Source organism: Rickettsia endosymbiont of Ceutorhynchus obstrictus, assembly GCF_964026565.1.
In the GTDB taxonomy this organism is placed as follows: domain Bacteria; phylum Pseudomonadota; class Alphaproteobacteria; order Rickettsiales; family Rickettsiaceae; genus Rickettsia.
In genome coordinates this window covers 137,085-160,148 of record NZ_OZ032162.1, presented here as the reverse complement: position 1 = coordinate 160,148, position 23,064 = coordinate 137,085, and the positions used below count along the sequence as shown (strand labels likewise).

Sequence of the window (23,064 nt, the reverse complement as noted above, 5' to 3'; positions counted from 1 at the left end):
TATTATGTATTTACGTTTAATCTTACTATTACTTTTTATCACGAATTTTACTATTTCTTTTGCTGAAGAGAAAGAGGAAGAAGAAGTTAAAAATACCATATCGGATCAAGAATGTTATAAACAGTTTCAAGAAGTATTTGAGCGAGTGAATAAAGATTATGTGCAAGTCCCCGATAAGCAAAAAATGATTGATGAAGCAATTAACGGCATGTTAAATTCGCTCGATCCTCATTCAAGCTATTTTACCGGTGAAGATTTAGAAGATATATTAACTTTTACCGAAGGCGAATTCGGCGGTATCGGTGTTGAAATAATGTATGATAGCGGTGCTATTAAAGTAATATCACCGATTGATGATTTGCCGGCATATAAGGCGGGTATTAAAGCCGGTGATTATATAGTCGGAGTAAATGATGAATTAGTATCTTCTTTAGGTCCCAATAAAGCCGTAAAGGAAATGCGAGGCGCTCCCGGTACTAAGGTTAAATTATTAGTAGTTAAAGAGGACGAAGCTAAGCCGCAAGAAATAGAAATTACTCGTGAGATAGTTAAAATAAAGCCGGTAAAAGCCCATTTAGAAAAAGGTAATATTGCTTATATTCGCATAAGCACTTTTAATAAATTAACGATTTCTGAACTAAAAGATGCTGTAAAAAAATTAAAAACCGAAAGTAAAAATAATATTCAGGGTATCATATTGGATTTACGTAATAATGGAGGCGGTATATTAGAGCAAGCTATTGCCGTTAGTGAGTATTTTATTGATTCCGGAATAATTGTTACGACTAAAGGAAGAACCGAAGCAAGCAATAGCACCGTTAGTGCTAATAGATTTTCACCGAAAGCTCCGAAAGTACCGGTAATAATTTTAATAAACGGCGGTTCTGCTTCTGCATCGGAAATAGTAGCGGGTGCTTTGCAAGATCATAAGAGAGCATTATTAATGGGTACAAAATCTTTCGGTAAAGGATCGGTTCAATCACTAATGCAAATTAGTCCAAGAGCTGCTATAAAATTTACTATTGCTAAATATTACACACCAAACGGTCGCTCCATTCAGGCAGAAGGAATTGAGCCGGACATTATTATTAAGCCGGAAAAAATTGAGTATGCAGAAGAAAAAAAGTTGGACATACGTTTTTCTGAAAGTTCTTTAAAGAATTATTTAAAAAATGATAAAGAAAAAGATAATGATAAAAAGGCTGATTCAGCTAAAAATAAAGATAGCAAAAAAGAAACAAAAACAAAAAATAATAAGCCGGAAGAAGAACAATTATCGGAATTATATAAAAAAGATTATCAATTTGCACGGGCTTATGATGTAATTAAAGGATTAATTCTTAGTAATCAAAATAATCAATTAAATACAAAAGTTGAGGGTAAGTAGGTATACTCGATGCTCTATGTCATTCCTGCGCGGCATTGTTGCGTGGATCAAAAATTAATAAAACCCGTCATGGCGAAGCCACGAAGTGGCTGTGGCCATCCAGGCTATCCCGAATATAATGAGGGATTTAATTAGAATACTAAACAAGTTTAGTATAAAATATGTTTAACTGGATGGCCACGGTGCCAAGAGGCACCTCGCCATGACGGTTTTGGTATCCACGCAACAATGCTACGTGAGAATGACAAGCGCCCTAAGCCAATCTTTGCAATATAAAGATCAAATATAATGAACCAAAATAAATATATAGTAAGATTGTCATTCATTGTATTATTTCTTAATATTATCATAAATATGATGTTTTATCGTTATTTTATGATAAAGGAAATGATCTTAAAACATGTGGCGGCGGAGAATGTTCAAATTGCCGAAATTTATACAAAACATGTTTGGAATACTCATCCGGCAGCAACAGCTAAATTGCATAAATTCGGTTATATAAGTTTATTGCGGGATCAAGATTTTATTGACTTTGCTACGGTTTCTGCCGACTGGTTTACTAATCTTAATATTAATATTTCTTTATACGATATTAAAGGTAATAGATTTATCACTAGCGGCTTGCTTAACATGTATAATGTAAAAAGCTATCCGGACGATAATTTGTATGAAATAATTACCGCAAAAATTGATAGATATTTTTTAAAACCGTTTATTTTTAAAGGAGCACTTCATAAAGCATTTAACGGAATCACAAGCCATCTATTGGCACCTAAAGTAATAATAGAAAACGATAATAACCAAGAAGAAGCTGTTTTTATTACAAGCTATATACCTATAATAGATAACAATCTATATGAGTTTCCGGTGGACGGCGTACTAGAAATTAATACCGATATTACCGATCAATGGGAGAATATATTAGAGCTTGAAAAAAAAGTTTTTATAACATTTATCATTATTTTTATAATATTTTGTACTATAATTATTAGTAATACTAATTATGCTAGACAAATTATAGATCAACAGCTTAAAACTAATAGAAACTTAAAAGCAGAAATAATTAAAGTAGAACAAACAAGTTCCTCAAACACTAAATTTTTTGCTAATATTAGTCATGAGTTGCGTACCCCGCTTAATGCTATAATAGGTTTCTCGGAAATTTTAATGTCGGAGAAAGATGCGGCAAAAAATAGTACTTACCTACAAGACATTAATAATGCCGGCAAGCACCTACTTAGCATGATTAATGATATTTTAGACCTTTCTAAAGCTTCTGCCGACAAATTAAAAGTAGATAATATCGATCTCGATCTAAATAAATTAATTAGCTCTTCAATAAGACTTGTAAAGCCGAGAGCAGACCAAGCAGGGGTAACGTTAATCGATAAATTACCTCAAGACCATATTATTATAAAAGCTGATCCGAAGAGGCTTAAACAAGTATTATTGAACCTTTTATCGAACGCGGTTAAATTTACTAATAACGGCGGTACAGTAACTATAAGTATCGAACGAAACGAATTGGAAAGGTTAGTATATATAAAAGTTATAGATACCGGCATCGGTATTGAAGAAAAAGATATACCGAAAACATTATCGGCATTCGGGCAAATTGATAGTGAGCTTAGTCGAAAATACGAAGGTACCGGACTTGGTCTACCGTTAACAAAAAAATTAGTTGAACTTATGAACGGTAAGTTTAATTTAGAGAGCAAAATAAAGGAAGGAACGACGATAACTTTAACTTTTTCTTATGACGGAAGTATGGAAATATAAAAAGATATGGAATAATGGAAATTTTTTTGTATACTGCTCGTGGATGAAAAATTATAAATGTCATTCTAGCTAAAGGCGGGAATCCAGAAAAATACTTTTAAGTCATCCTGAATTTATTTCAGGATATTTTTCAAGAGATGCTGAAACAAGTTCAGCATGACAAAAAAAGCCTGGATTTCCGCCTTTAGCTAGAATGACATCGAAAATTTGAGCCATGCAATAATGCTCCGTTTGAACTAGAATGACATCACAAAAATAAAAAATATATGAAACTAATTACATTATTATTTACTGTTTTATTACCCTTCTGCGTATTTGGAGAAGATCAAGTAATTAAAAGTAAAAATCTAAAATTTGTAGCAAATAATGATTATGAAAATAGATTAGACGAGCAAGAAAAAGAAATTCAGCGATTACTCGGTAAAATTGAAATCTTAGAGCATAAAGTTGGAATAATAACAAAACAATTAAATATTACGGAGCATGCTCAAAATTCGGAAAATATACCGGAAACTTCCGACATTCCCGATGTATTTGACGTATCTGCTTTAGAAGAGATAAATAATACCCCTAATTCCACGACTCCCGTTATTAACAAAAAAGATATAGCAGCCGATAAACAAGCTTATGATTTGGCCCTTGCTTCTTTTAAAGACGGTAAATTAGAGGAAGCGGAGAAGAAATTTGCAAGTTTTATACAAACTTATCCGAGTAGTGCCGTAATCAGTAACGCTTATTTTTGGTACGGAGAAAGTTTTTTTAAACGCAAAGATTTTAACGGCGCTGCGATCAATTATTTAAAATGTTATAAACAATCTCCTAAAGGTCCTAAATCTTCCGATGCTTTACTTAAATTGTCGTTATCACTCGGTGAATTAAAGAAAAAACAAGAAGCCTGTAATATACTTACCAAGCTTGATAAAGAATTTCCGACTAATAGATCCGCAATATCTAAAAAAATGGCGGAGGATGCTAAAGTTAAATTCGGTTGTAAAACTCAACAAAGTAAATAAAAATGTCTGATATTCTAGAAGAAGTATTAAATGATCAAAACGAAGAAAAAAGGTTAAGATTTTTCAAAAAGATTTTACCCATCGTTATAATTTTTGCGATATTCATTGTTATTATAATGATAATTAATAACCGTCATAAAGATAACCGAATTAAAAATAATCAGAAAAACGGGGATATTTTTGTTAAAGCCATTAGCATTGAAATGATCGAAGGCAACAAAGATTTTGCTTTTAGCACCTTAGAAAATTTAAGCAATACAAGTAGCAATAGAATAAAAGAAATTGCTTTATTAGAGCAAGTTGCTATAAAGATTTCAGAAAAAAAACATCAAGACGCTAAGGCTTTATTAGAAAAAATTATTCAAAATACCGAATATCAAGAAATAACTACGGCTTATGCCCGTATTTCATGGTTAAGTTTAGTTATCGATGAAGAAAATATAGCTAAGCAAGATAAAGAAAAGGCATTAACATATTTAAAATATTTTAATGACGAAGAAAAAGCTTTTTGGGCTACGGCCAACTTTATAAAAGCAATTTGGGATATTAAAAACGATATGCCGGACGTAGCAAAAGAAACTTTAAAAATACTAATAGCGTCAAATAATGCTCCGGAACTGACAAAAGATCAGGCCAAGGCTTTACTCTCAAATTTAGATAGTGATAAGGACAAGAGAATATGAACAAAAAATTAGCAATTTTATTATTACCTTTTATTTTAATTTCCTGTAACGGACTCGGACCTAAAAAAGTAAAAAATATTGTAGAATTAACTCCAAGGCTCTCAGCTCAAACTAATGAATCGATATATTTAGATTCTAGTAAAAACACCTATTTATTTAACCATAACATGTTAAAAAATAAAGAATATTCCTTTACTAAATACAAAACCGTTACCGAGCCGGTTTTTGTTAATAATATAGTGTATACTTTAGATATTAAATCAAATATATCGGCATTTTCCAAAGAAAAAAATAGTATAATCTGGTCTTATAATATCAGTAGAAATAAAGAAGATAATTATATCGGCGGCGGAATTTTGTATCATGACGGAAAATTATACGTAACATACGGTTCAAGGTTATTAGTAGTATTAGATGCAAAATCAGGACATGAACTAATAAGAAAAGAGCTGCCGGATATTATCAGAATTAAGCCGATTACGATAAATGATGATACTATTTTAGTTCAAACTATTAGTAATCAGCTAGTTGCTTTAAATACCAAAACTTTAAATCCCGTTTGGCAACATGAAGGAACGGTAGAAGTTTTATCTTCTAGCTACCAAGTTGCTCCTATAATATATCATGATCGCATTATAGTTACTTACAGTTCGGGACAAATTCTTGCTATTAACACCAAAAAAGGTGAAGTTCTTTGGAGTTTTGAGCTTACAGATTCCGAACATGCGTCTCTACCGAATTTTGAAGAAGCTAGTATATTATGCGCACCTATTAGCGACAATAATAATTTATACATAGCAAGCGGTTTAGGTAAAATAATAAAGCTAAATGTTGCAACCGGTGTCGTTATTTGGCAAACTAACGCTAATGATATTCAATCCATGTCATTAATCGGTAATAGCTTATTCGTCACAAATAATGCTCGGCAGGTTGCAGCACTCTCTCTTGCATCAGGTCAAGTAAAATTTGTCGCCGATTTAAATGACGGTAAAGATGTTAAAAAATTAAAATCAGCCATTTTTTTAGCGCCTTCCGTTAGTAAAGATAATACCGGTATGAGCTTAAACGTTATTTCCGTTAACGGAGTTTTATATAGTTTCCGCTCAGATAAGAACGGACATTTAAGTACCATACCTACTATTACAAAAATTACTAAAAATATCCGCTATTACGGTATAGGATTTGATAATAATATATATTTTTCTACCGATAAAAAAATAATATTCGATACTAACAAAGCGATTTAAAAGCCGCGGTTACGATGTCATTCCGACAACGGCGCGGGTCTTGTTGCATGGCTCATAATTTACCGTATTATGGTTATTATAAGTACGATGTCATACCGTGGCTTGACCCACTACTGTACGAACGTTTAAATAAAGAGGTAAAAATTCTGTCATTCCGTGGCTACGACCACTTCAGTCCAGCTTATAATATCATAAAAAGATTCTAAAATAAGTCTAATATGGCTTTATTTTCCTGGATGCCGTGATCAAGTCACGGCATGACACAGCCTTTTTTCAACGTTCGTACAGTAGTGGGCTTGACCACGGTATCCAGTCTTTTATTAAGATTTTTCTAGATTCCCGCCTTTAGCTAGAATGATACACGGCACTTTTTTAGAGCCACGCAACAACGCCCAAACTTGTTCAGCATGACAAAAACATATCAATATTATATTTAACTTGACAAATAGCCGACTTTAATGCTATTTAATATGCTCAAATAATCTTGATTTGAATAATTCTAATTAAAAAGATATTACTGTGAAAACTTACTCTGCAAAACCATCGGATATTCAAAAAAAATGGTGGGTTATAGACGCGCAAAATCTGATTCTTGGTAGGCTTGCTAGCAAAGTTGCCAATATGTTACGCGGTAAACATAAACCTACTTTTACTCCTCATATGGATTGTGGAGATAATGTAATTATAATTAACGCGGAACATATAAAATTGACCGGTAAGAAAGCCAATCCCAAAGACGGTAAAGTGTATTACAGACATACGGGATTCCCGGGCGGGATTAAAGAAACTACCGCAGGAAAAATTTTAAGCGGCAAATATCCTGAACGCGTTGTTAAATCGGCTGTAAAAAGAATGATTACGAGAAATGTTTTGGGTGCAAAGCAAATGAGTAATTTATATGTTTATGCAAAAGAGGAACACCCTCATCAAGCACAACAACCGGTAGCTTATGATTTTGCAAGCCAGAATCCCAAAAATAAAAAGTAATTTAGTATGACAAAATTAAAGATTAAAAACGAAAAAGAGCCTTTAACTCAAGAAAAATTGTTAGTTAAATCTCCTAAAGAAAGTTCAGAAAATACTAATAAGTTTTACGCTACAGGCAAAAGAAAAAATGCTATAGCTAGAGTTTGGATAAAAGCCGGCAAGGGTAAAGTAACGGTTAACGAAAAAAATATAGATCAATATTTTACTTCTAATACGCATGTTAAAACTATTTTACAACCCTTTATTTTAACAAAAACTAGCGGGCAATATGATGTAATTTGTACCGTCAAAGGCGGCGGAATTTCCGGACAAAAAGGTGCTATTTTACACGGCATTGCTAAAGCACTTGATATATCCGCTCCGGAATTTCATCCGCTTTTACGTAAAGGTGGATTTTTAACTCGTGATTCTAGAGTTGTAGAACGTAAAAAATACGGACAACGTAAAGCACGTAAGAAAACTCAATTCTCTAAACGTTAAGATATTATTTAAGGGATTGTTATTACTCAGCATTGCCGGCGTGGTTTGAAATTTCGACGCCATTCCTGCAGAAGAGCGTTGTTGCATGGCTTAAATTTTCGATGTCATTCCCGTGAAAACGGGGCATTGTTGCGTGGCTACCAGAATCGTTATTGCGAGCGACTGAAGGTGTTGTTGCATGGATGGTTAAAATCGCTTAAAACTTGTCATACCGTGGCTTGACCACGGTATCCAGAAAAAATTAAAAAGCCTGACTGGATGCCGTGGTCAAGCCACGGCATGACATCGCGGTACTTTTAAAGAATACCCAAAATATAGCAATTTTCGAGCCATGCAACAACGTCGCGACTAAAAGGAGCGCGGCAATCCAGGAAAATAATAACTTTCATAGCATTTTTTGCTATTTTTTTCTAGATTGGCCGCTGCCACTTCGTGGCTTCGCAATGACGGTGTTTTTTATAAGGATTCCGAGCCACGCAACAAACGCTGCTCAACACGCATGATACGCAAAAAATGGCACTCCTGTGAAGTGAAGAGTTGGTAGACGAAGATCAACTTTAAAAAGAGCAAGGAGTCTATAAGTCAAGAAGCGCAGCGTATAATTAACGTAGCGCATCGCAGAACTTATAAGACGACAAAAGCCAAGAACAGTTTAATTTTGACAGATGAATTTTAAAGCTCGTCTGCGCAAGTGTATAAATAATACATGCGTAAAGGCGAGCTTTACAAAATTCGCTGTCAAAATCAAACTGGCGCAGGCTAGGCAATTTTTAAAGTTCATCGAGTATACACTAAATACTTCCCCTGGCGGGGTAGCTCAGTTGGTTAGAGCGGCGGAATCATAATCCGCATGTCGGGGGTTCAAATCCCTCCCTCGCTACCATTAAAATTATACTTACCTTTAATTAGAATATTCTAAGTTTTACTATAATATAACCCCAACTATGGATAATTCCTTATCCATAGTTCGCGTTAATATACAGCTCGCTCACAAGGCAATACCCGCGTGAAACGTTAAACGTCATTGCGAGAAGCTGTAGGCGTTGTTGCATGGATGGTTAAAAACGCTCTCGGTGTCATTCTAGCTAAAGGCGGGAATCTAGGCTTTTTTTGTCATGCTGAACTTGTTTCAGCATCTCTTGAAAAAGATCCTGAAATAAATTCAGGATGACTTAAAAGTATTTTTTCTAGATTCCCGCCTACGCGGGAATGACATACTGCTGCTTTATCGAGCCATGCAACAACGCCCCGTTTTCACGGGAATGACATCGAAGGCGCTTTGTACTATCCACGCAACAATGCCGCACAAGCGAGACTCGCGAAATTTGATGTATAGACCTTAATAAGCGAAGCTATATCTCCTTAGAACATAGAGTTTATTACTATGACATATAAAAATCTTATAAAAGCAGTTGTTATTTTCGGCATTAGTGGGCTTGCTATTTCATTCTTATATAAATTTATAAATGAAAAATTTCCGCATTTTTTTGATGATTCTCAAAATCTTGTAGCATTTTTTTCAGCACTGATAATATTAATTAGTTTTATATATAGTTTTTTCGGTCAAAATAACTTACGAAAATTTTTTCTGCAACTATCAAGCTGGGGAATTATTTTTTTAGTTATAATAATCGGCTATGCTTTTAGGTTTGAATTAACTTATGCGAGTCAGCGAGTATTATCGGTATTAATTCCTTCATATAGCTGGGTTAATAGGCAGGGTGAAATTGTTATAGCCCGCAGCGGTGACGGACATTTTTATCTCGAAGCACTTGTAAACAACGTGAAAATAAACTTTATGATCGATACCGGCGCAAGTGATGTAGCTTTGACTCAGCAGGATGCTAAAAAATTAGGATTCGATTTATCTAAATTAAAATATAGCAGGATATATCTTACCGCTAACGGCGCAAGTAAAGCCGCTCCTATAATATTAGATAGCATGGTGATCGGTAGAGTATTTAAAGATATCGAAGGGCATATAGGCATCGGCAATCTAGATATTTCACTACTCGGTATGTCGGTACTTCAGCGTTTTAAAAGCTTTAAAATAAATAAGGATTTGTTAATACTGAGTTATTAACCCCCTACTCCTATACGATAATTTTAAAGATATAGCAAAGGCTATTTCAAATAATCCGGCTAATATAGGCGTTGTTGCATGGCTCAAAAATTAATACAAAACCCGTTATTGCGAAGCCACGAAGTGGCTGCGGCAATCCAGAAAAGCATAGTCATCCTGAATTTATTTCAGGATCTACTAAAAAAAGATGCGAAAAACTTGTTCAGCATGACTAAGACTAGATTGCCACGTCGGGACTACGTCCCTCCTCGCAATGACGATTCCGGTATACAGCTAAATTCAGAAAGCTTCAGACAAGATAAATTTAAAGACGAGCCTGCTCAACGTATTAGAGTAGGTGAGCACAGGCGAATGTCGAAAATTTGCTTGTATCAAGCTTTTTGAATGACGCTGTAATGCGACGAGAATACGGCATTACTTAAATTATTCTTGTATCAAGCCGCCAAATTAGTTATATGTTATTATTACTATACAAATTTTTTAATAATTTTCGTGTTATATTATATAAATAAATTTTTTTCAAATAACAAACTACAAGCTGTTATTTTAAGCGTAATAGGTTTCGGCATTATTTGCGCTTTAATAACTTATAAAACCGATGATCCTTGCTTTAATTTAGTAACTCAAAGATATCCTAACAATTTATTAGGTATTTTCGGTGCATATTTATCGGATTTTTTGTATCAATTTTTTGGTATAGCCGCTTTTATTCTACCTATTTGTTGTTTTATTTGGGCGAAAAGCCGTTGGCTTGCTCAAAGTAAATTGTTGCTAGTACGTATAATTGTAATGTTATTTACTATCCTTAGTATGGCAACATTATTTGCAAATCTTGAGATACCATATTTGCAAGGAAGTGCCGGCGGCGCGATAGGGATAGCTAGCTTTAATTTTCTTAAGCAATTTACGAATCAACTTTATCTATTATTAATCTTCTCGACATTTATTTTATTCGTTATTTTACTTGAAATAAAATTTACCTCACTGAAGGATTTTACAATAAAATTATATAGCATTTTATCTTATCAAATACGTAATATCTTATCTAATTTAACGCCTTACCTATCGCTTGCAAAATTTTTATTGCCTAAAAAAGACGAAGCAAACCAGCCAAGAATTACTCCTTCTTATTTTTCTACTCAGGAAAAAATAAAAGTAACGGAAATAAGTATAGCTAAACCGGCAACTAATATCCGACCGAAATTTTTTAATAAATCTACGCTGTTACCAAAAAATGAACAAAGCAATCTAGCACCGTTACCGCCTATTGCATTACTGCGAAATGCTGATAATCACCATATAAAAAGTGATTCTTCTCAAGAGCTTAAACAAAAATCGGAAAAATTATTAACTGTTCTGAGTGACTTCGGCGTTAAAGGGCAAATTATTAATATTAGTCAAGGACCGGTGGTTACTTTATACGAGTTTGAGCCGGCAGCCGGTACAAAAACCTCAAGAGTAGTAGGGTTATCCGACGATATAGCAAGATCGCTTTCCGCCATTTCAACCAGAATCGCGGTAATACCCGGTAAAAATGTTCTCGGTATTGAATTACCGAATAAGCATAGAGAATTTTTTTGTTTAAAGGAGCTAATTGAAACGCCGGAATATCAAGATCAATCTATTTTATTGCCCCTAATTTTAGGGAAAGATTTAGCCGGCAAACCGTTAATCGCCGATTTGGCTAAAATGCCTCATTTACTAGTTGCAGGAACTACCGGCTCCGGTAAGTCGGTCGGAATTAATGCAATGATCGTCTCGCTATTATATCGTTATACCCCAGAAGAATGCCGCCTTATTATGATCGACCCGAAAATGCTGGAGCTATCTGCTTATGAAGGAATACCGCATTTACTGACTCCCGTCGTAACCGAACCTGCTAAAGCGGTGGTAGCTCTTAAATGGGCGGTGAAGGAAATGGAAAATCGTTATAGAATGATGTCGAATATCGGCGTTAAAAATATTGCCGGTTATAATGCTAAAATTTTAGAAGCAGCAAGACAAGGTAAAACCCTTGAACGTACTATTCAAACAGGATTTGATCATGAGACCGGCAAGCCTATTTATGAAACGGTAGAAATGAATATGGATAAATTACCGTTTATCGTGGTAATTGTTGATGAGATGGCTGATTTAATGTTAGTTGCCGGTAAAGATATCGAACTATCCATTCAAAGGCTCGCTCAAATGGCAAGGGCTGCAGGCATTCATATTATTATGGCGACGCAAAGACCTTCCGTAGACGTTATTACCGGCGTAATTAAAGCAAATTTCCCAAGCCGTATTAGTTTTAAAGTTACTTCCAAAATCGATAGTCGGACAATTTTAGGTGAGCAAGGCTCCGAGCAGTTACTCGGCATGGGAGACATGTTATTTATGGGTAATACTTCAAAAATTACCAGGGTACACGGGCCTTTTGTCGATGAAAATGAGATTGAGAAAATTACCGAATATTTAAAAGAAACCGGTACCCCTGAATATATTTCAGCAGTAACCGAACAGATCGATGAAGGAGATGCAGCTTTAGAGAATAGTAGCGACGACGGAACAACGGACGAAATGCTGTATAAAAGAGCAGTGCAGATAGTGCAGCTTGAACGTAAAGCTTCAATTAGCTATATTCAGCGATCGCTCCGAATCGGTTATAATAGAGCCGCTATTTTAGTTGAAAAGATGGAACAAGACGGCATAATTTCCTCACCGAATCACACCGGCAAAAGAGAAATATTATTACCGGATAGATGAGATAGATGTGATTCCAGTGTAGAGTTATTGTGTAATGGTTAAAAGCGTCTTCGATGTCATTCCCGCCTACGTGGGACGTTGTTGCATGGCTACCGGAATCGTCATTGCGAGCCGCTGTAGGCGTTTGTTGCATCCACTTGGGAATGACACAAAACAGTACACAACATGATAAAAACGTTATTTAATATCACCGCTAAAACTTATTTAATATTTCAGCTTATTACTAGGCTGTCCTTATGCGCTTATGCCGTATGGCATAAACAAATTTCTTTTGCCGATTTGCCGTTAATATTTATTCTAGGAGAAGTTAACGATTTCATATCCTGTGTTTATTTTCTGCCGATCACATTAATTTTAACCCTATTATTTCATTTAATATTATCAAGATGTGAATTTTTACATCGATTATTTTGTTATATATTTTTCTGCTGTTTCATCACTTTTTTGATTTTTATCTCAATTGCCGAAATTACCTTTTGGGACGAGTTCGGTACGAAGTTTAATTTTATTGCCGTTGACTATTTAATTTACACGCATGAAATTATCGGCACGGTAAAAGAATCTATGCCGTATGTCGAGATATCAACCGGCATTATTGCAATCGCTGTAGTGATTACTTATTTGCTAAGAAATACTTTAATTAATGCCGCAAGTAGCATACAAATTAAATCTCGTTTGACTGCGATAATTCTATTAAGTTTATGTAGTTTGCTGGCTTTTAAGTTCTATGCTCCCGAAAAACTTAATTTTTCTAATAACAGATATGCAAGAGAATTAAGCAAAAACGGTCCTTATGAATTTTTCTCGGCTTATTTTAATAATAGCTTAAATTATAATAGTTTTTACCCGATAATCGATAATACTCGCGCTTTAAGCGTGGTGCGTACACTACTTCAAGGTAATAATCAACAATTTTTATCTGCCGATTCCATAGAACGCATTATTACCCCAAAAACCTTATCCCGAAGTAAATATAACGTGGTGCTTATTACTGTTGAAAGCCTCAGCGGGAAATTTATGAAGAGCTTTGGGAATTCCGATAATATCACGCCGTACTTAGATAAACTCGCTGATAACGGTATATTTTTTACTAATCTATATGCTACGGGGACAAGAACCGTGCGAGGCTTAGAGGCTATTACTTTATCCGTACCGCCAACGCCCGGCTCTTCGATTATTAGAAGACCCGATAATCAAAATTTATTTAATATCGGCACTATTTTTAAACAACAAGGTTATCAAATTAATTTTATCTTCGGCGGCTATAGCTATTTTGATAATTTTCAGAATTATTTTGCAGGAAACGGTTATAATATAATTGACCGAGGTAACTTAACGGCAAATGAAATAAGTTTTGCAAATATTTGGGGAGTGGCGGACGAAGATATATTTAATAAATCCCTTGAGGTAGCTGATCAAGATTATAAAACCGGTAAGCCATTTTTTTCTTTGATTATGACAACTTCCAATCATCGTCCTTATACTTTTCCCGAAAATAGAATTGATTTACCTTCCGGCGGCGGACGTAATGCCGCAGTTAAATACACCGATTACGCAATCGGTAAATTTTTAGAGAAGGCAGCAACTAAAGAGTGGTTTGATAATACTATTTTTGTAATTACCGCCGATCACTGCGCTGCAAGTGCCGGTAAAACAGAGCTGCCGGTTAATAAATATCACATACCTTTAATTATTTATGCCCCTAAAATATTATCTCCGCAAAAAATAGCTAATTTAGCTAGCCAGATAGATATAGCTCCAACAATTTTCGGCTTATTGGGTTTTGAATATAAAAGTAAATTTTGGGGACAAGATATATTAAACGAGCCGGCAAATAGGGCTTTCATAAGTACTTATCAATTGCTGGGCTTTATGAAAGACGAATATTTAGTAATTCTAAGCCCGAACTCTAAGCCTAAAACTTATAAATTATCATCAGACGGCAAAAAACAGGAAATATTAGACCTCCCGGCTTTAACCGAAGAAGCCGTTAGCTTTTACCAAACCGCCTATGATTTTTATACCCACGGCAAGATGGTGGAGTAGTGATTTTGACCATTTTGGTAAAGCAAGCCGGGGTCATTCCTGCGCCCTTATGTCATTCCCGCCTGCGCGGGAATGACATAGAACATGCTTTAACTTAGCCACGCAACAATGCTGCGCGGGGAATGACAGCGGAAATTCGAGCCACGCAACAATGCCCTTGTTCTGCCTTAATGTATAGAAAAAAGCAGCAAACTCTATCCTCTTACCCAATCTCTTATTTATGTATTACAATCGCTCTTGTATTAATAATAAAAAATGTATATGCTTATGCAAATCATGGATTGTTTTAATTTCCAATCAGCAATTATATCAATTGTTGATCTAGAAAATCATCGTATAATAATATGTGAATTAAAAAACAATTATTACAAATGAAATCAAGTACTCAAGAATACTCTAAGCCTCTATTATTGAATATTTTGAATAAACAAACTCCATCATTAGATAAAATTGATTATGCGGTATGGCTTGGTGATGTAGAAAAATTTTTATCAAATCTTCCTATGGAACCGATATTTGACCTAATTATAACCTCTCCTCCTTATAATATAGGTAAACCTTATGAAAAAAAAAATGATCTACAAATATATTTAGAATGGCAAAAAAGAATAATTGATCAGCTAATTCCACGATTAAAATCTACAGGAAGTATTTGCTGGCAAGTCGGTAATTTTATAGATAACGGTTATATCGTTCCTTTAGATATTGAATTTGCACCTATGTTTAAGGAACACAAATTACAAATGCGTAATCGTATTATTTGGCATTTTGGGCATGGGTTGCATTCTAAAAAACGCTTTTCCGGTCGTTATGAGGTTGTTTTATGGTATACAAAATCTAATGAATATACATTTAACCTTGACGATGTACGAGTACCTTCAAAATATCCCGGGAAAAGGCATTTTAAAGGTCCAAAAGCCGGTCAGCTATCGGGGCATCCTCTTGGTAAAAACCCTGATGACATTTGGAATATTCCGAATGTAAAAAGTAATCATGTTGAAAAGACAAGCCATCCGTGTCAATTTCCGGTGGGGCTTATAGAGCGTTTAACCTTAGCAATTACCGATAAATCAGATCTAATATTTGATCCATTTGCCGGAGTTGCTTCAGCAGGAGTGGCAGCTGCTATACACTCCCGACGTTTTTGGGGATGTGAATTAAATAAAGAATATGCAAAAATAGGTATTACCCGTTTGGAAGAAGCTTTAAAAGGGCAAGCTAGATATAGACCGCATGATAAACCTCTATATGACCATACTAAAAGTAATTTATCTTTAATGCCTGAAAATTTAAACTTATCTTTGAAATCAGAGGAAAAGAAATGAGATACTGTTCAATAAGCCATTTTGAAGGTGATCAAGTTGTGACTAAGGATATCCTTAATGAGGTTGCAGACGCAATAAATCAAGTAGCTATAAAAGTCAGTAAGGGGGCTGCTTCAAAAATACGTGATGACCTCCTTAGATACTTGGTTACAAAAGGCTGGTCTTCTAATGTCACTATTTCTAGAGAGTCGGGAATTACTATTACTTCGCTAAAAGATAAGGTCGGTCTTTGTCTACAAACCGGTAATATTGCTAGAATGTATGCAGACTTAATCAAGCTCCAAAAACTTTACATTGATAAAATAATCAATTCAGCAGTGATGATTGTTCCCACATACTCATCTTCTAAGATTTTAGGCAGTAATATTACTAATGCCGTACGTCTTGAAAAGGAGCTTACAATATTTAAGAAAGTAATTTTTGTACCTATTATAATTTTTGCGATAGAGTAATACTATGAATACGTCAACCTTTCCTCTTACTAATCCACTCTCTTCACGATTCGGTTGGCCACGTACGAGTCGCCAAGAAAACTTTAAGAAACTATCGGAACAAAATGACTTAACTACTTATCGCATAGTTTTTCAAGGAAAGAATCAAGATATTGCAATTCTGACAGTGCCTTTAAATCTTCCTAAATATAGGCTAGCAAACGGTAGAACTATTTCCGGTCAACAGGAATATTTAGCTAAGAATTCGACTATTACCTCAGATTACTTCTTAAAAGACCCGGAACTTCTTGACGTTCAAGAAACTCAGCATCAATTACTTCTTAAGCTGGTTAAACAATCAAATTTGTTGGATTATTTTAAAGATACGGGAAATAAACAGGTAGAGCCAATTTTGTTAGATGAATACGGTTTTGTGATAAACGGTAACCGCCGCCTTGCTAGTTGGAGAGAATTATATAATGAAGATAGAAAGAAATATGATCACTTTGCTTATATTGATATTGCCGTACTTCCGCATTGCGGTGAAAAGGAAATTGATAAGCTTGAGGCTCAATTACAGATAGCCCCCGATATAAAGGCAAAATATTCTTGGGATACTCAAGCCAATATGATATTTCAAAAACAAGAACAACATAACTTTAACACAAAAGAAGTTGCTGATCTTTACGGTCTAAAAGAATCAGAAATAAAAGAGCTTTTGGACATGAGAGCTTACGCAGCAGAATATTTAAAAACTCGTGGTAAAGAAAATTATTGGTCAGAAATCTCGGAAAATGAGTTTGCTTTTCGTAAGCTGATTCAAAGCCGTAGTAAAATAACTTCTATCGGAAAACAAGAATTATTTAAAGAAGCTGCTTTTGTTTTAATAGATGATCCCGAAGCTGTAGGTGAACGTTTATATGAAGCTATTCCAAACACTGAAAAACATTTAGAGCTGATTAAATTGAAGTTACAAGAAGAATTTAATGTAGAGCTTCCAAAAAAGCATAAAGATATTGATGAAATATTTTGTGTTGCTAATAGTGCTGATTCGATTGATATTCCGTTATCTAGAGAAATTTCAAAACCTGAAAACGGCAACCGAGCACGTGAAATTATTACTGAAGTCATTGAGTCTCAGAAGGAGCTAAAAAAAGATGCATTAAATGCTCATTATCTTCTTAAAAAATTGGCTAGAGCAAATAGCGATCTTGCCGCCGCCGTAGAGCATGGCCTGAGACCTGAATCAAATAGAGAGGGTGCAGAAAAACAATTAAAAATTATGGAAAATAATATTTCTAAAATCTATAAATGGCTAAATAATAATGCTTAAAATTGCCTATAGAGATAAAGACAGAAAAGCATTGATTGGATGGGAAGAAATTGATTATGCTCAACCATGGCTTGAGCCTATAAAACGCCTAATTTTTGATAATTCGGATAAAGCACAACAGGAAGGCGGTTATCAGCTATCATTACCCTGGTGGACTTTTATTTCATTGCGTTCGCAATTTGGTCAACTTTTAAAAGGATACGAGATACAAATAGGTGAAAACCTTGAAATTGAAACAAAAGCAGAGCTATTACTTAGGCAATCAACTCAAAATAACCATGATTACCAAAAAGCGAAAGAGCTTTATGCTGTAAAAATTGAAGATTTATTATCAAAATTAAAAGAAGTGGGGTTTTCTCGTCTACTTACTACTCAACAAGAACGTAATATATGTAAAATTGCCGCTTTGCCGGCAGCAGCAACCTTTTCAGTCCCTGGTGCCGGGAAAACAACAGAGGCATTAGCTACTTTTTTTTTCAAAGCAACATCTGATGAAGGTTTATTAGTTATTGCTCCTAAAAATGCTTTTGGAGCTTGGGATGAACAACTTGAAGCTTGTATGCCGAATATTTATAAAAATTTTACTAGGCTACGCGGCGGGACAGATAAGATTAATAGACTTCTGGAAAGTCGTCCTCGTTTCATGTTGATAACTTACCAGCAATTACCACGCGTTAGAGAGTTAATAGCCGGATATTTAAGTCGTTATAAGACCCATGTATTTCTTGATGAAAGTCATAGAATAAAAAGTGGCCTTGAGAAACAAACACCTCAAACAATACTTAGTATCGCACACTTACCGGTCGGTAAATTAATAATGTCGGGAACTCCAATGCCTCAAGCCGTAGAAGATCTAATCCCACAATTCACTTTTTTATATCCTGAAATTCCTGTTACCGGTAATAACGTTATAGAGTTAATAAAGCCTATATATGTTCGGACTAATAAGGCTGAGTTAGGGTTACCGCCCGTTACTCGAGTTGTTCGGAAGTTACATATGGCTCCTGTTCAGTATGAATTATATAATCTTATGAAATTTGAAGTTTCACGCGAAGCTGCTACTGCTTTAAATAATGGAACTAAACAAGCTCTTCGTATTCTTGGAAGATCGGTAGCAAAATTGCTGCAATTTGTTTCTAACCCCGCTCTTTTGTCACGAGAAATTGGCTTTGTACATTCTAACTTGTTACAAGCAGTACTTGCAGAAGGCGACGGACCAAAACTTAAATATGTTTTAAAACGTGCTAGAGAATTAGTACGTAATAATCAAAAAGTTTTAATTTGGTCTTCTTTTGTAAAAAATGTCGAATATATTGCACAGAGATTAGTCGACTTAGGAGCAGTATATATTCACGGTGGAGTAGATGCGGGCGACGAGGATGACGATGAAACACGAGAAGGAAAAATCAAGCTATTTCATGATGATCCGAATGTAAAAATTATGGTAGCAAACCCTGCTGCCGCAAGTGAAGGAGTAAGTCTTCACAAGATTTGTCATCATGCTATATATCTAGATAGAACATTTAATGCTGCACATTATTTACAATCTGAAGACCGAATACATAGGCTAGGTCTTAGCCCAAATGAACAAACAAATATTGAAATAGTTGAATGCACAGGAACTATTGACGAAACGGTACGTGAAAGACTAAATTTTAAGGTTGGAAAAATGGCAGAAGCCTTAGAAGACTCAAGCTTAAAAATCGACCCTATACCTATCGATCCTATTTCTACCGATGATCCGGAAGATTACGTGATAGGTCTCTTACCGGAAGATATTGAAGCATTATTACGAGATTTTAAAAAGAAGAATTTTTGATTATGTCTCTTTCACCCGGACTTGCACATTCTTGTTTTGAATTGTTAGAGGCTATCAGTAAATAAGTGTTAACAAATCAGTTTATTAAGCATTAACCGAATCATAGCAATATAAATCTGATTAGTAGCAGATTTGACAGTATGTTCGTAATGTTTACTTAACCTTCTGAAATTATTTAACCAACCAAAAGTACGCTCTACTATCCATCTAATCGGTAAGATTTCAAATTTTTCTGATTTTCTCTTTACTACAGATAACAATGATTTTGTATTCAAAAAACACCAATTTTGTAAATTACCACTATAGCCTCCATCTGCAAAAAATCTTTCAATTGATGGATATTTATTCTTTGCTACAAGCAAGCTTTCTTTAGCACCGTCTCTATCTTGTATACTTGCTGAATGTACATTAACAGCTAGTAATAAACCATTTGCATCTGTTACTATATGACGCTTTATTCCTTTTATCTTTTTACCGGCATCATACCCTTTTACTTCACTTCTTTGCGTATTCTTAATTGATTGCGAATCAATTATTCCAATTCTCGGACTTGCTTTTTTTCCCCATTGATTCTCGGCATCTTGAAACAAGTTCTTCATTTATCTTTTGCCATAATCCTCTACGATTCCATTTATTATAATATTCATTAACTATTTTATAATTTGGATATTCTTTTGGTAAATATCGCCACTGACACCCTGTACGGCTCTGATAAAATATTGCATTTACTATTGATCTTCTATCTATTTTTATTTTCCTTCCTTTCTTCTTATAGGCAAAATATTCTTTTATTATTTCCCACTCTTCGTCCCGTAATTCACTTGGATAGCTCATAATTCTTTTGCTTTTTTGCTACCTTGTATAACATTTCTTCTTCTATTTTTCTACTATTTATTCTTTAACTTTTATTTACTGATAGGCTCTTAGAGATAATTAATCGTCATAAATTATCATTTGACGATATTAGACGTGCATTTGAAAAGATAGGTGTAACACCAACTGATTACTCCTTAACCTACGCTCAAGAGATGGGATGGATATTGCTTAATGAAACGGGCGTAGCTATCGCTTCCGACTCAGGAGAAAAATTATTAACCCTAGCAGAAACAAAACAAAAGCTTCAACAATCAATATTAGATTTTATTAACGTCAAACATCCTTTTTGGCTACAAAATGCCGCTTTTGGTAGAAAAAAACTACTTTTATATGTACATTCTGAAATATATCAAGTTTTTCTGGAAGCAGGCTTAGTAGAAAGTGTAGATGAAGATATAGTAAAATTTTGGGATATACTTGCTTCAAGAGCAAGAGGTCTACAAAATGATTTACTATTATCTATCGGAAGGCACGGCGAACGTCTTACGCTTAACTATGAAAAAGCACGTACCGGTTATCAACCTAAATGGGTTTCGATAGAATCGAATGAAGATGGATATGATGTGTTGTCCGTTATTAGCAATAACGATAAAACAAAGCTATCAATTGAAGTAAAAACTACCAAAAACGGCATAGATGCACTTTTTTATCTCACTCGCAATGAATGGGAACGTGCCATTGACACAGAATCGCATTGCTTTCATTTATGGGATTTAAGCAACGATATTCAAAAACTTGCAGTAGTTACTATGAAAGACATAGAAAATCATATTTCTATTGATAAAGGTAAAGGGGAATGGCAGCACCTTGCTATACCGTTTTCGATATTTGCAGAAAAATTTACAAATATAATCGCTTGTTAAGCTTATACGCCTTAATATAATGGCAACAAGCACTTTTTAAACGATACTTATTTATACGAAACGTCTAGTCTGAAGGGCATTACGGGTAAAATACGTTGACAACTAAATTCGCCGTTTTATACTATACAAAATATTAGCAGATGCGGCACTCAAAAATATGTTACCGCCTTTGAAAACCCCAGAGGAACTGGTGGAGCCAGGGGGTCTCGAACCCCCGACCTCTTGGCTGCCAGCCAAGCACTCTACCAACTGAGCTATGACCCCGATTATGGATAGTATTGTTGTGGATAGGTTAGCATGTTCTATGCCATTCCTTGCACTCTTATGTCATTCCTAGCTAAAGGCGGGAATCCGGACTTTTTTTGCTTTTGTCATGCTGAACTTGTTTCAGCATCTAATTTAAGAGTCTATCAGTAAATAAGTGTTAACAAATGAGCTTATTAAGCATTAACCGAATCATAGCAATATAAATCTGATTAGTAGCAGATTTGACAGTATGTTCGTAATGTTTACTTAACCTTCTGAAATTATTTAACCAACCAAAAGTACGCTCTACTATCCACCTAATCGGTAAGATTTCAAATTTTTCTGATTTTCTCTTTACTATAGATAACAATGATTTTGTATTCAAAAAACACCAATTTTGTAAATTACCACTATAGCCTCCATCTGCAAAAAATCTTTCAATTGATGGATATTTATTCTTTGCTACAAGCAAGCTTTCTTTAGCACCGTCCCTATCTTGTATACTTGCTGAATGTACATTAACAGCTAGTAATAAACCATTTGCATCTGTTACTATATGACGCTTTATTCCTTTTATCTTTTTACCGGCATCATACCCTTTTACTTCACTTCTTTGCGTATTCTTAATTGATTGCGAATCAATTATTCCAATTCTCGGATTTGCTTTTTTTCCCCATTGATTCTCGGCATCTTGAAACCAAATCTTCATTTATCTTTTGCCATAATCCTCTACGATTCCATTTATTATAATATTCATTAACTATTTTATAATTTGGATATTCTTTTGGTAAATATCGCCACTGACACCCTGTACGGCTCTGATAAAATATTGCATTTACTATTGATCTTCTATCTATTTTTATTTTCCTGCCTTTCTTCTTATAGGCAAAATATTCTTTTATTATTTCCCACTCTTCATCCCGTAATTCACTTGGATAGCTCATAGTTCTTTTGCTTTTTTGCTACCTTATATAACATTTCTTCTTCTATTTTTCTACTCTTTATTCTTTAATTTTTATTTACTGATAGGCTCTAAGAGATCCTGAAATAAATTCAGGATGACTATTATTTTCTGGATTCCCGCCTTTATCTAGGAATGACATTAAAAATTTGAGCCATGCAACAACGCCCACAAATGCTCGCAATGACGTTTGGTGTGTTTATACTACAATTATAAAGTCGAATCCATAAATTTCTTAAATATATTACTTTTTTCTAATATATTTATTTCTTCAATACACCAAGGAGTAAAATTCGGCAAAGATTCTTTTAAATAAACTAAAAAATCAGTCCATTGAAATAATTTTATTTCTTCAACTTCATTTTTATTTATCCTTATATCATCATTTGACAAAGCTAAATAAATTGGGCATATTTCATTCTCTATAATATTATTTAAGGCAAATTTGTAACGGTAGCTATCTATAAAATATAATTTTTGTAAGGTCATACCTAATTCAAATTTAGCATGTCTATGTACTGCATCCTCATAGTTTTCGTTAAGCCGTGGATGACCGCAAAAACTATTTGACCAAAATGCCGGCCAGGTTTTTTTACTAGAATTTCTTTTTTGTATTAACAATTCTTTTTTATTATTAAAAAGAAAAACTGAAAAACCTCGATGTAACGGCGTAGCGGAATTATGAACAGTAGCTTTGTCCTCTATCCCTAGCACATTATCCTGTTCATCAACTAATACAACGTGATTATGCTTTGACATT

Annotated in this window: 29 protein-coding genes and 2 tRNA genes; 23 read left to right on the top strand and 8 right to left on the bottom strand. The window is 34.5% G+C overall.

Translation table 11 applies throughout. From position 1 onward, the window contains the following. Positions 1 to 4 precede the first annotated feature (4 nt). The 18 genes from AAGD64_RS00955 to AAGD64_RS00870 all read left to right on the top strand — a co-directional run bounded on the left by AAGD64_RS00955 (position 5) and on the right by AAGD64_RS00870 (position 14,450). Positions 5 to 1,387: a S41 family peptidase gene (locus tag AAGD64_RS00955; RefSeq protein WP_341793535.1), complete on the top strand. Its 1,383-nt coding sequence runs from the start codon at positions 5 to 7 to the stop codon at positions 1,385 to 1,387. 9 nt (positions 1,388 to 1,396) lie between these two features. Further along, entirely contained in the window at positions 1,397 to 1,522 is a 126-nt protein-coding gene (locus AAGD64_RS00950) for a hypothetical protein (RefSeq protein ID WP_341793534.1), read from the top strand. 153 nt (positions 1,523 to 1,675) lie between these two features. Further along, entirely contained in the window at positions 1,676 to 3,166 is a 1,491-nt protein-coding gene (locus AAGD64_RS00945; RefSeq protein WP_341793533.1) for a HAMP domain-containing sensor histidine kinase, read from the top strand. A gap of 266 nt (positions 3,167 to 3,432) precedes the next feature. Beyond that, complete coding sequence (gene ybgF, locus AAGD64_RS00940) at positions 3,433 to 4,179, top strand: tol-pal system protein YbgF (RefSeq protein ID WP_341793532.1); 747 nt, start codon at positions 3,433 to 3,435, stop codon at positions 4,177 to 4,179. A 2-nt stretch (positions 4,180 to 4,181) separates the two neighbouring features. Continuing rightward, positions 4,182 to 4,862, top strand: a complete 681-nt coding sequence (locus AAGD64_RS00935; RefSeq protein WP_341793531.1) for a DUF2659 family protein — start codon at positions 4,182 to 4,184, stop codon at positions 4,860 to 4,862. Next, complete coding sequence (locus AAGD64_RS00930; RefSeq protein ID WP_341793530.1) at positions 4,859 to 6,109, top strand: PQQ-binding-like beta-propeller repeat protein; 1,251 nt, start codon at positions 4,859 to 4,861, stop codon at positions 6,107 to 6,109. Before AAGD64_RS00935 ends, AAGD64_RS00930 begins: the two co-directional genes overlap by 4 nt. A gap of 14 nt (positions 6,110 to 6,123) precedes the next feature. After that, positions 6,124 to 6,315, top strand: coding sequence for a hypothetical protein (locus tag AAGD64_RS00925; protein ID WP_341793529.1), 192 nt, complete (start codon positions 6,124 to 6,126; stop codon positions 6,313 to 6,315). 313 nt (positions 6,316 to 6,628) lie between these two features. After that, complete coding sequence (gene rplM / locus AAGD64_RS00920) at positions 6,629 to 7,096, top strand: 50S ribosomal protein L13 (protein ID WP_341793528.1); 468 nt, start codon at positions 6,629 to 6,631, stop codon at positions 7,094 to 7,096. 6 nt (positions 7,097 to 7,102) lie between these two features. Beyond that, the gene (gene rpsI, locus AAGD64_RS00915; RefSeq protein ID WP_253308150.1) at positions 7,103 to 7,576 is read left to right on the top strand and encodes a 30S ribosomal protein S9; all 474 of its coding nucleotides are present in this window, start codon (positions 7,103 to 7,105) and stop codon (positions 7,574 to 7,576) included. 45 nt (positions 7,577 to 7,621) lie between these two features. Next, positions 7,622 to 7,798 (top strand): hypothetical protein, encoded by a 177-nt coding sequence (locus AAGD64_RS00910; RefSeq protein WP_341793527.1) that lies wholly within the window; start codon positions 7,622 to 7,624, stop codon positions 7,796 to 7,798. A gap of 41 nt (positions 7,799 to 7,839) precedes the next feature. After that, positions 7,840 to 8,079, top strand: coding sequence for a hypothetical protein (locus tag AAGD64_RS00905; RefSeq protein WP_341793526.1), 240 nt, complete (start codon positions 7,840 to 7,842; stop codon positions 8,077 to 8,079). Between the two features lie 303 nt (positions 8,080 to 8,382). Further along, positions 8,383 to 8,459 (top strand) — tRNA-Met (locus tag AAGD64_RS00900). Between the two features lie 141 nt (positions 8,460 to 8,600). After that, positions 8,601 to 8,747, top strand: a complete 147-nt coding sequence (locus AAGD64_RS00895) for a hypothetical protein (protein WP_341793525.1) — start codon at positions 8,601 to 8,603, stop codon at positions 8,745 to 8,747. Positions 8,748 to 8,960: 213 nt separating this feature from the next. Beyond that, a complete protein-coding gene (locus tag AAGD64_RS00890; protein ID WP_410526077.1) occupies positions 8,961 to 9,659 on the top strand; it encodes a TIGR02281 family clan AA aspartic protease in 699 nt (232 codons plus the stop codon). A 78-nt stretch (positions 9,660 to 9,737) separates the two neighbouring features. Then, a complete protein-coding gene (locus tag AAGD64_RS00885; protein WP_341793524.1) occupies positions 9,738 to 10,043 on the top strand; it encodes a palindromic element RPE3 domain-containing protein in 306 nt (101 codons plus the stop codon). Positions 10,044 to 10,151: 108 nt separating this feature from the next. Beyond that, positions 10,152 to 12,404 carry a DNA translocase FtsK gene (locus tag AAGD64_RS00880; protein WP_341793523.1) on the top strand — a complete coding sequence of 751 codons (2,253 nt, stop codon included), beginning with the start codon at positions 10,152 to 10,154 and terminating at the stop codon, positions 12,402 to 12,404. Between the two features lie 53 nt (positions 12,405 to 12,457). Then, positions 12,458 to 12,589, top strand: a complete 132-nt coding sequence (locus tag AAGD64_RS00875; protein WP_341793522.1) for a hypothetical protein — start codon at positions 12,458 to 12,460, stop codon at positions 12,587 to 12,589. After that, positions 12,570 to 14,450: an LTA synthase family protein gene (locus tag AAGD64_RS00870; protein ID WP_341793521.1), complete on the top strand. Its 1,881-nt coding sequence runs from the start codon at positions 12,570 to 12,572 to the stop codon at positions 14,448 to 14,450. The genes AAGD64_RS00875 and AAGD64_RS00870 overlap by 20 nt, the downstream gene beginning before the upstream one ends. Positions 14,451 to 14,483: 33 nt before the next feature. Here the strand turns inward: AAGD64_RS00870 and AAGD64_RS00865 are convergent, their stop codons facing one another. Next, positions 14,484 to 14,660 carry a hypothetical protein gene (locus AAGD64_RS00865; protein ID WP_341793520.1) on the bottom strand — a complete coding sequence of 59 codons (177 nt, stop codon included), beginning with the start codon at positions 14,658 to 14,660 and terminating at the stop codon, positions 14,484 to 14,486. 161 nt (positions 14,661 to 14,821) lie between these two features. On the opposite strand from AAGD64_RS00865, the gene AAGD64_RS00860 reads away from it, so the two are divergent. Genes AAGD64_RS00860 through AAGD64_RS00845 form a run of 4 tightly spaced genes read left to right on the top strand, consistent with a single transcriptional unit; the run spans position 14,822 to position 19,358 of the window. Continuing rightward, complete coding sequence (locus AAGD64_RS00860; RefSeq protein WP_341793519.1) at positions 14,822 to 15,775, top strand: site-specific DNA-methyltransferase; 954 nt, start codon at positions 14,822 to 14,824, stop codon at positions 15,773 to 15,775. After that, positions 15,772 to 16,227: a BglII/BstYI family type II restriction endonuclease gene (locus tag AAGD64_RS00855; protein WP_341793518.1), complete on the top strand. Its 456-nt coding sequence runs from the start codon at positions 15,772 to 15,774 to the stop codon at positions 16,225 to 16,227. Before AAGD64_RS00860 ends, AAGD64_RS00855 begins: the two co-directional genes overlap by 4 nt. Before the next feature lie 4 nt (positions 16,228 to 16,231). Next, positions 16,232 to 17,539 carry a hypothetical protein gene (locus AAGD64_RS00850; protein ID WP_341793517.1) on the top strand — a complete coding sequence of 436 codons (1,308 nt, stop codon included), beginning with the start codon at positions 16,232 to 16,234 and terminating at the stop codon, positions 17,537 to 17,539. Beyond that, positions 17,532 to 19,358, top strand: a complete 1,827-nt coding sequence (locus tag AAGD64_RS00845; protein ID WP_341793516.1) for an SNF2-related protein — start codon at positions 17,532 to 17,534, stop codon at positions 19,356 to 19,358. Before AAGD64_RS00850 ends, AAGD64_RS00845 begins: the two co-directional genes overlap by 8 nt. Positions 19,359 to 19,426: 68 nt before the next feature. Here the strand turns inward: AAGD64_RS00845 and AAGD64_RS00840 are convergent, their stop codons facing one another. Together AAGD64_RS00840 and AAGD64_RS00835 are read right to left on the bottom strand one after the other, a co-directional pair. Then, positions 19,427 to 19,957, bottom strand: a complete 531-nt coding sequence (locus AAGD64_RS00840) for an IS5 family transposase (RefSeq protein WP_341793515.1) — start codon at positions 19,955 to 19,957, stop codon at positions 19,427 to 19,429. Beyond that, positions 19,887 to 20,192, bottom strand: a complete 306-nt coding sequence (locus tag AAGD64_RS00835) for a transposase (protein WP_341793514.1) — start codon at positions 20,190 to 20,192, stop codon at positions 19,887 to 19,889. Before AAGD64_RS00835 ends, AAGD64_RS00840 begins: the two co-directional genes overlap by 71 nt. Positions 20,193 to 20,386: 194 nt before the next feature. Here AAGD64_RS00835 and AAGD64_RS00830 point away from each other — a divergent pair, with 194 nt between their 5' ends. Next, complete coding sequence (locus AAGD64_RS00830; protein WP_341793513.1) at positions 20,387 to 21,097, top strand: DUF3883 domain-containing protein; 711 nt, start codon at positions 20,387 to 20,389, stop codon at positions 21,095 to 21,097. A gap of 188 nt (positions 21,098 to 21,285) precedes the next feature. Here AAGD64_RS00830 and AAGD64_RS00825 read toward each other — a convergent pair. The 5 genes from AAGD64_RS00825 to idi form a co-directional block, all read right to left on the bottom strand. Further along, positions 21,286 to 21,361: transfer RNA gene (locus AAGD64_RS00825), tRNA-Ala, on the bottom strand. Positions 21,362 to 21,521: 160 nt separating this feature from the next. Further along, positions 21,522 to 22,052, bottom strand: a complete 531-nt coding sequence (locus AAGD64_RS00820) for an IS5 family transposase (protein ID WP_341793512.1) — start codon at positions 22,050 to 22,052, stop codon at positions 21,522 to 21,524. Next, positions 21,982 to 22,287 carry a transposase gene (locus tag AAGD64_RS00815; RefSeq protein WP_341793511.1) on the bottom strand — a complete coding sequence of 102 codons (306 nt, stop codon included), beginning with the start codon at positions 22,285 to 22,287 and terminating at the stop codon, positions 21,982 to 21,984. Before AAGD64_RS00815 ends, AAGD64_RS00820 begins: the two co-directional genes overlap by 71 nt. A gap of 75 nt (positions 22,288 to 22,362) precedes the next feature. Beyond that, the gene (locus AAGD64_RS00810) at positions 22,363 to 22,488 is read right to left on the bottom strand and encodes a hypothetical protein (protein ID WP_341793510.1); all 126 of its coding nucleotides are present in this window, start codon (positions 22,486 to 22,488) and stop codon (positions 22,363 to 22,365) included. A 26-nt stretch (positions 22,489 to 22,514) separates the two neighbouring features. Then, on the bottom strand, positions 22,515 to 23,063 hold the full coding sequence (idi, locus tag AAGD64_RS00805; RefSeq protein WP_341793509.1) for an isopentenyl-diphosphate Delta-isomerase: 549 nt from the start codon (positions 23,061 to 23,063) through the stop codon (positions 22,515 to 22,517). Position 23,064 lies beyond the last annotated feature (1 nt).

Coding starts and splice junctions, on each gene's coding strand:
- AAGD64_RS00955 (WP_341793535.1), top strand. CDS start 5: ATGTATTTACGTTTAATCTTACTATTACTTTTTATCACGAATTTTACT.
- AAGD64_RS00950 (WP_341793534.1), top strand. CDS start 1,397: ATGCTCTATGTCATTCCTGCGCGGCATTGTTGCGTGGATCAAAAATTA.
- AAGD64_RS00945 (WP_341793533.1), top strand. CDS start 1,676: ATGAACCAAAATAAATATATAGTAAGATTGTCATTCATTGTATTATTT.
- ybgF (WP_341793532.1), top strand. CDS start 3,433: ATGAAACTAATTACATTATTATTTACTGTTTTATTACCCTTCTGCGTA.
- AAGD64_RS00935 (WP_341793531.1), top strand. CDS start 4,182: ATGTCTGATATTCTAGAAGAAGTATTAAATGATCAAAACGAAGAAAAA.
- AAGD64_RS00930 (WP_341793530.1), top strand. CDS start 4,859: ATGAACAAAAAATTAGCAATTTTATTATTACCTTTTATTTTAATTTCC.
- AAGD64_RS00925 (WP_341793529.1), top strand. CDS start 6,124: ATGTCATTCCGACAACGGCGCGGGTCTTGTTGCATGGCTCATAATTTA.
- rpsI (WP_253308150.1), top strand. CDS start 7,103: ATGACAAAATTAAAGATTAAAAACGAAAAAGAGCCTTTAACTCAAGAA.
- AAGD64_RS00890 (WP_410526077.1), top strand. CDS start 8,961: ATGACATATAAAAATCTTATAAAAGCAGTTGTTATTTTCGGCATTAGT.
- AAGD64_RS00885 (WP_341793524.1), top strand. CDS start 9,738: ATGGCTCAAAAATTAATACAAAACCCGTTATTGCGAAGCCACGAAGTG.
- AAGD64_RS00875 (WP_341793522.1), top strand. CDS start 12,458: ATGTCATTCCCGCCTACGTGGGACGTTGTTGCATGGCTACCGGAATCG.
- AAGD64_RS00870 (WP_341793521.1), top strand. CDS start 12,570: ATGATAAAAACGTTATTTAATATCACCGCTAAAACTTATTTAATATTT.
- AAGD64_RS00860 (WP_341793519.1), top strand. CDS start 14,822: ATGAAATCAAGTACTCAAGAATACTCTAAGCCTCTATTATTGAATATT.
- AAGD64_RS00855 (WP_341793518.1), top strand. CDS start 15,772: ATGAGATACTGTTCAATAAGCCATTTTGAAGGTGATCAAGTTGTGACT.
- AAGD64_RS00850 (WP_341793517.1), top strand. CDS start 16,232: ATGAATACGTCAACCTTTCCTCTTACTAATCCACTCTCTTCACGATTC.
- AAGD64_RS00845 (WP_341793516.1), top strand. CDS start 17,532: ATGCTTAAAATTGCCTATAGAGATAAAGACAGAAAAGCATTGATTGGA.
- AAGD64_RS00840 (WP_341793515.1), bottom strand. CDS start 19,957: ATGAAGAACTTGTTTCAAGATGCCGAGAATCAATGGGGAAAAAAAGCA.
- AAGD64_RS00835 (WP_341793514.1), bottom strand. CDS start 20,192: ATGAGCTATCCAAGTGAATTACGGGACGAAGAGTGGGAAATAATAAAA.
- AAGD64_RS00830 (WP_341793513.1), top strand. CDS start 20,387: ATGGGATGGATATTGCTTAATGAAACGGGCGTAGCTATCGCTTCCGAC.
- AAGD64_RS00820 (WP_341793512.1), bottom strand. CDS start 22,052: ATGAAGATTTGGTTTCAAGATGCCGAGAATCAATGGGGAAAAAAAGCA.
- AAGD64_RS00815 (WP_341793511.1), bottom strand. CDS start 22,287: ATGAGCTATCCAAGTGAATTACGGGATGAAGAGTGGGAAATAATAAAA.
- idi (WP_341793509.1), bottom strand. CDS start 23,063: ATGTCAAAGCATAATCACGTTGTATTAGTTGATGAACAGGATAATGTG.